General features: G+C 71.2%; 4 protein-coding genes and 2 pseudogenes. 4 read left to right on the top strand and 2 right to left on the bottom strand.

The genetic code is table 11. The features are described from left to right. Together OFY01_RS14060 and OFY01_RS14055 are read right to left on the bottom strand one after the other, a co-directional pair. Nucleotides 1-1,198 (bottom strand): annotated as a pseudogene (locus OFY01_RS14060) (hypothetical protein); the annotation flags it as partial. Between the two features lie 191 nt (nt 1,199-1,389). After that, nucleotides 1,390-2,841, bottom strand: coding sequence for a gamma-aminobutyraldehyde dehydrogenase (locus OFY01_RS14055; protein ID WP_266599788.1), 1,452 nt, complete (start codon nt 2,839-2,841; stop codon nt 1,390-1,392). 206 nt (nt 2,842-3,047) lie between these two features. Between OFY01_RS14055 and OFY01_RS14050 the strand changes: the two genes are divergently transcribed. From OFY01_RS14050 to OFY01_RS14035, 4 genes and pseudogenes are all read left to right on the top strand, one after another. Next, on the top strand, nt 3,048-3,551 hold the full coding sequence (locus tag OFY01_RS14050) for an Lrp/AsnC family transcriptional regulator (RefSeq protein ID WP_266599786.1): 504 nt from the start codon (nt 3,048-3,050) through the stop codon (nt 3,549-3,551). Continuing rightward, entirely contained in the window at nt 3,536-4,918 is a 1,383-nt protein-coding gene (locus tag OFY01_RS14045; RefSeq protein ID WP_266599784.1) for an aspartate aminotransferase family protein, read from the top strand. Before OFY01_RS14050 ends, OFY01_RS14045 begins: the two co-directional genes overlap by 16 nt. Before the next feature lie 215 nt (nt 4,919-5,133). Next, on the top strand, nt 5,134-5,889 hold the full coding sequence (locus tag OFY01_RS14040; RefSeq protein WP_266599782.1) for an ABC transporter ATP-binding protein: 756 nt from the start codon (nt 5,134-5,136) through the stop codon (nt 5,887-5,889). Then, nucleotides 5,871-6,652, top strand: a pseudogene (locus OFY01_RS14035) (hypothetical protein); the annotation flags it as partial. The gene OFY01_RS14040 and the pseudogene OFY01_RS14035, both read left to right, overlap by 19 nt.

Below are 6,652 nucleotides of genomic sequence, written 5' to 3'. Positions count from 1 at the left end.
GGCGGTCGCCGACCAGCCGGACGGCGTCGCCGTGGCGGGCGGCCTCGGCGAGCAGCGTCTCGGTGAGCGCGCTCCGGTCGTCGAGGCGCAGGCCGCGCAGGACCGCGAAGGCGAGCGCGGCGCGCGGGTGGCGGCGGGCGTGTTCGAAGGGGTGCAGGAGCTCGCCCACGCGCTTGAACGCGGCGGGCCGCCTTCCCATGTCCTCGACGAGCGCCGTCGGCTCCAGCCGGTCGAGTGCGGCGAGGAGTCGGTGACGCAGCGCGCGCGGCGCCCCCTTCAGCCGTACCGGTTCCAGCAGGTCCGGGTCGCCGCCGGAGCGCACGACGAGCAGCCGCAGCACGTCCGTCGCGGTGTCCACGTAGCGGTCGAGCGCCGCCGGGTCGTGCTCGGCGAGGAGCGCGAGGACGAGCGCCTTGGACTCGCGTACGGGGATCTCGGCGGGCAGCGCCCGCGTGAAGCCTTCCGCGGGCAGGGAGTTGAGGAGCAGCACCAGGTCGTCGTGGTCCTGCGGGCCGAGCGGGGTCCGGCGGCCGAGCAGGCCGCGCAGTTCGGTGGCGGCGTCCTCGGCGGGGGAGCCGCCGAGGGTGAGGGTGCGCAGCACGTCACGGTCGCCGTCGTACGCCGGCACGTCGAGCCAGGGCCGGGCGGGCCCGCCCGATCCGGCCGCGGCATCGGCCCCGGTCTCGTACCGCGTCTCGCAGACCGGGCACGCGTACCAGGTGCAGCACTCCTCGCAGCACCCGAAGTCGAGGGTGCCGAGGCAGGTGTCGCAGACGAGGTGGGCGCAGGGCGCGACGGCGCGGACCCCGCCGGGCACGCCGCAGCGCATGCACGGCTGATGCGGCTGTGCGCCGAGCGTGGCGAGGATGTGACCGGTGTAGAGCCGGTGCGCCCGCTCGTACGGGACGTCCCGCGGGAAGCTCCGGAAGAGTGGCGCGTGGTGCCGGTCGGCGCCCGTGAGCGCCGCGACGCCGGCGAGCAGCCGGGTGCCGGCCGCGGCGAGCGCGTCGTCGTCGAGGGTGGTGAGGGCGCGGCGCAGCGGAGCGGTCAACAGGTGGCCGAGCGTGGCGAGTTCGGCCTCCAGGACGACGACTCCCGCCGAGGCGGTGACCCTCGGCCCGGCCGCGCCCTCCTCGACGTACACCCGCTGCTGTCGCCGCATCATCAGCGCGGCGAGGTCCTCGGCCGCTGCCGCCATCCGTCCCACCCCCGGTACGTACATGAGAACGCGGGGGCGGGAAGTGGGCGCGCTACGGTTCTTTTCACAGAAGAAGAAGGAGAAGGAAGCACGCCGCGGAGCCGCCCCCGCGCCATCACTGTATGGCGGCGGGGACGTTTCCCGCACCGCGTTTGTCGAGCTTTGCGCGGCGCCGTGCTGACGCGCGCGCGTCAGCCGCCCAGCGACGTCATGACGTGCTTGACGCGCGTGTAGTCCTCGAAGCCGTACGCCGACAGGTCCTTGCCGTAACCGGACTTCTTGAAGCCGCCGTGCGGCATCTCGGCGACGAGCGGGATGTGCGTATTGATCCAGACGCAGCCGAAGTCGAGCGCCTTGGACAGACGCATCGCGCGGCCGTGGTCCTTCGTCCACACCGAGGAGGCGAGGGCGTAGTCCACACCGTTGGCGTACTCGATGGCCTGGGCCTCGTCCGTGAAGGACTGGACGGTGATGACCGGGCCGAAGACCTCGTTCTGGATGATCTCGTCGTCCTGCTTGAGGCCGGAGACGACGGTCGGGGCGTAGAAGTAGCCCTTGTCGCCGACGCGGTGGCCGCCCGCCTCGACCTTCGCGTGCGCGGGAAGGCGCTCGATGAAACCGGAGACCTGCTTGAGCTGGTTGGCGTTGTTCAGCGGCCCGTACAGGACGTCCTCGTCGTCGGGCTTTCCGGTCTTCGTCTCGGCGGCCGCCTTGGCGAGCGCGGCCACGAACTCGTCGTGGATGCCTTCCTGGACGAGGACGCGCGTCGCCGCCGTGCAGTCCTGGCCCGCGTTGAAGTAGCCCGCGATCGTGATCTCTTCGACGGCCTTGGCGATGTCGGTGTCGTCGAAGACGACGACGGGGGCCTTGCCGCCGAGCTCCAGGTGGACCCGCTTGAGGTCCTTGGACGCGGACTCGGCGACCTGCATGCCGGCGCGCACGGAACCGGTGATGGAGGCCATCGCCGGGATCTTGTGCTCGACCATCATGCGGCCGGTCTCGCGGTCGCCGCAGATGACGTTGAAGACGCCCTTGGGCAGGATCGCGCCGATGATCTCGGCGATCAGGACCGTCGAGGCGGGGGTGGTGTCGGACGGCTTGATGACGACGGTGTTGCCCGCGGCCAGGGCCGGGGCGAACTTCCACACGGCCATCATCATCGGGTAGTTCCACGGAGCGACCTGCGCGCAGACGCCGATCGGCTCGCGGCGGATGATCGACGTCATGCCGTCCATGTACTCGGCGGCGGCGCGGCCCTCCAGCATGCGGGCGGCTCCGGCGAAGAACCGGATCTGGTCGATCATCATCGGGATCTCTTCGGTGCGGGTCAGGCCGATCGGCTTGCCGCAGTTCTCCGACTCGACCGCGATGAGCTCCTCGGCGCGCTCCTCGAACATGTCGGCGATCTTGAGGATGTACTTCTGGCGCTCGCCGGGTGTCAGGTCGCGCCAGGCCGGGAAGGCGGCCGCGGCGGCCTCCATGGCCGCGTCGACGTCGGCCTGCCCGGACAGCGGCGCGGTCGCGTACGCCTCGCCGGTGACCGGGTCGACCACTTCGGTGGTCCGCCCGTCGGCGGCGTCCCGGAACTCGCCAGCGATGTAGTTACGAAGGGTGCGCAGCTGACGCAGCTCACTGGTGGTCACTGACCGGCCTCCTTGCTTGTCGGATGACGTCCGATGTTGTCGGGTGTCCACTGCTTGAGACACTCACACCCTAGCCCCGGCGTCGACGTTTTCGACACCCCCCACCCCGGGCCACCTACGAAATCCGTGAGTATCGAAGTCGTAAACAACGAATTTCATCGATCCGGGGTTGCGGAACTGTCGACTCCTCGTGCAGAGTGAGGTCCGTGGCCAGTCGCAGCGCAGACCCCAAGGGTTCCAGTCAGAGGAACGGCGGCGGCACCCCGTCGCTCGACGCCGTCTCCCTCGCCATCATCGAACAGCTCCAGGAGGACGGCAGGCGCCCGTACGCCGCCATCGGCAAGGCCGTGGGCCTGTCGGAGGCGGCCGTGCGCCAGCGCGTCCAGAAGCTGCTCGACCAGGGCGTGATGCAGATCGTCGCCGTCACCGACCCGCTCACCGTGGGTTTCCGGCGGCAGGCGATGGTCGGCATCAACGTCGAGGGCGACGTGGAAGCCGTGGCCGACGCGCTCACCGACATGTCGGAGTGCGAGTACGTGGTGATGACCGCGGGCTCGTTCGACCTGATGGTGGAGATCGTCTGTGAGGACGACGACCACCTTCTGGAGGTCATCAACCAACGCATCCGGGCCCTTCCCGGTGTGCGCTCCACCGAGAGCTTCGTCTACCTCAAGCTCAAGAAGCAGACCTATATGTGGGGAACCCGATAGCCGTGAGCACCAAGGACCTCAGCCGAACCGCGTACGACCACCTGTGGATGCACTTCACCCGCATGTCGTCGTACGAGAACGCGCCCGTTCCCACCATCGTGCGTGGCGAGGGCACCTACATCTACGACGACAAGGGCAAGAAGTACCTCGACGGTCTCGCGGGCCTGTTCGTGGTGCAGGCCGGCCACGGCCGCCAGGAGCTCGCCGAGGTCGCCGCCAAGCAGGCCGCCGAGCTGGCCTTCTTCCCCGTGTGGTCGTACGCCCACCCCAAGGCCGTGGAGCTGGCCGAACGGCTCGCGCACCACGCGCCGGGCGACCTCAACAAGGTCTTCTTCACCACCGGCGGCGGCGAGGCCGTCGAGACCGCGTGGAAGCTGGCGAAGCAGTACCACAAGCTCACCGGCAACCACACCAAGTACAAGGTGATCTCCCGGGCCGTCGCCTACCACGGCACCCCGCAGGGCGCCCTGTCCATCACCGGTCTGCCGGCCCTGAAGGCCCCCTTCGAACCGCTGGTTCCGGGCGCGCACAAGGTGCCGAACACCAACATCTACCGCGCGCCGATACACGGCGACGACCCCGAGGCATTCGGCCGCTGGGCCGCCGACCAGATCGAGCAGCAGATCCTCTTCGAGGGCCCGGAGACGGTCGCCGCCGTCTTCCTCGAACCGGTGCAGAACGCCGGTGGCTGCTTCCCGCCGCCGCCCGGCTACTTCCAGCGGGTGCGCGAGATCTGCGACCAGTACGACGTGCTGCTGGTGTCGGACGAGGTCATCTGCGCCTTCGGCCGCCTGGGCACGATGTTCGCCTGCGACAAGTTCGGCTACGTGCCCGACATCATCACCTGCGCCAAGGGCATGACGTCCGGCTACTCGCCGATCGGCGCGGCCATCGTCTCCGACCGGATCGCCGAGCCGTTCTACAAGGGCGACAACACGTTCCTGCACGGCTACACCTTCGGCGGCCACCCGGTCTCCGCGGCCGTGGGCCTGGCCAACCTGGACATCTTCGAGCGCGAGGGCCTCAACCAGCACGTGCTCGACAACGAGTCGGCGTTCTACTCGACCCTGCAGAAGCTCAACGACCTGCCGATCGTCGGCGACGTCCGCGGCAACGGCTTCTTCTACGGCATCGAACTCGTCAAGGACAAGGCCACCAAGGAGACGTTCACCGACGAGGAGTCCGAGCGCGTCCTGTACGGGTTCGTCTCGAAGAAGCTGTACGAGTACGGCCTGTACTGCCGGGCCGACGACCGCGGCGACCCGGTCATCCAGCTCTCGCCGCCGCTGGTCTCCGACCAGTCCACGTTCGACGAGATCGAGTCGATCGTCCGCCAGGTTCTGACGGAGGCATGGGCCAAGATCTGACCCGGGCTAAGATCTGAGCCGCTGGCCAAAGGTGCGGCCCGGTTGCGCCCATCCGAGTGGGATGGGCGTGACCGGGCCGCGTCCTGTGTGAGAGCCCCGGTGACGGATCCCTACCGTGCCAGTGCAGTGACGTGACCGATCGGCCGCGGCTTCGTTCCCCCCGGAAGGGGGACGGGAACTTCCCGGCACAACTGATCCGAACCGAGGTGTACGCCATGGTGGCCCCGCCGGACAACGACGTGCTCTGGGCACGCACCCTGCACTTCTCCCACAGCGGCACGCCCGCGCTCACCGGCGTCAGTGTCGGTGTCCGCGAGGGCGAGATCCTCGCCGTCACCGGGCCGCGCGGCAGCGGCAAGACGACGCTGCTGCGCTGCCTGTCGGGGCAGGCGCTGCCGCAGCAGGGCGAGGTGTGGTTCAACAGCACCCCCGTCCACACCATGGGCGCCCTGGTCCGCGAACGGCTGCGCCGCGACCGGTTCGGCTGGATCGACCCCGAGCCCGCCCTCGTGCCCGAGCTCAACGTCTGGGAGAACACCGCCCTGCCGCTGATGCTGCGCGGCACCGGCCGCCGCGACTCCAAGACCGCCGCCCACGAATGGCTGGAGCGCCTCGACGTGGGCCGCCTCGCCCGCAAGCGCCCGCACGCCCTGTCCATGGCCGAGCGGCAGCGCGTCGCCATCGCCCGCGCGCTCGTGCACGCCCCGAACGTGGTCTTCGCCGACGAGCCGACCGCCGTCCTGCACCGCCCCGACCGCACCCATGTGCTCCGTACGCTGACGGCGGCCGCCCGCTCGCACGCCATCACCGTCGTCCTGGCCACCCACGACGCCGAGGTCGCCGCGCTCGCCGACCGCCGCGTGGCACTGCTCGACGGGCGCCGGGTCACCACCGTGCAGCTGCCCGGGGCCACGGAGGCCACCGACGCTCCCGACGCGGAAGGCCGGGCCGCGTGCTCGCTCTCCGTCTAGCCCGCGGCGCCCACCCGGTCGTCCAGCTCCGCAGGCTCCTGGTCGCGGCCGCCTCCGGCGGCACCGGCTTCCTGCTCCTCGCCACGCTGAGCTTCGCCCTGGGCCACCCCCGCGCCTCCACCGACTCACTGCTCCGGCTCGCCTGGTGCGCGGCCCCGCTCGCCGCCACCGTCTACTTCGCGGTCGCCGTGGCCCGCTCCGACCCGGCCACGAAACCGCGCTCCGGCCTCTGCGCGGTCGGGCTCGGGCCGGTGCGGCTCACCCTCGTCGCCGCCGTCTCCACCGCGGTGGCGTGCACGCTCGGCTCGCTGCTCGCGCTGCTGTTCTTCCTGCATCTGCGCGGCGATCTGTCGGGGCTGCCGTTCGACGGGGCGGCACGGGGGCTGCTGGCCGCCGACCGGCCGCTGCCGCTCGCCGCCGCGCTCACCCTCCTCGCCATCGTTCCCGTCGTGGCGTCCGGGGCGAGCGCCCTCGCCCTGCGCCCGCCCACAGCTGCCAGTGGCACCGGCACCGGCAAGAGCGCCGCGCGCGCCCGTCGCGCCGAGGCCGCCGCCACCGGCGAACCGCAGGAACCGGCCGACGCGCCGACCGGGCTCCCGTGGGGCGTCGCCCTGCTCGCCCTCGGACTCGCCGTCGAGACGTACGCCTCGCACGCCGGCGGCGGCTCCGCGTTCCCGATGCCGGGCGGCCTCGGCGGCAGCCCCGCCGGGGTGCTCGCCGGGTGGGCGCTGACCGCGCTCGGCCTCGCGGCGGCCGGGCCCGG

This window comes from Streptomyces beihaiensis (assembly GCF_026274175.1).
In the GTDB taxonomy this organism is placed as follows: Bacteria; Actinomycetota; Actinomycetes; order Streptomycetales; family Streptomycetaceae; genus Streptomyces; species Streptomyces beihaiensis.
Note: the sequence above shows the minus strand (reverse complement) of the source record. Positions and strands in the feature narration are given on the sequence as shown.

Excerpts from the sequence above, each read along its gene's own strand:
- OFY01_RS14040 (WP_266599782.1), top strand. The coding sequence starts at position 5,134 with ATGGTGGCCCCGCCGGACAACGACGTGCTCTGGGCACGCACCCTGCAC.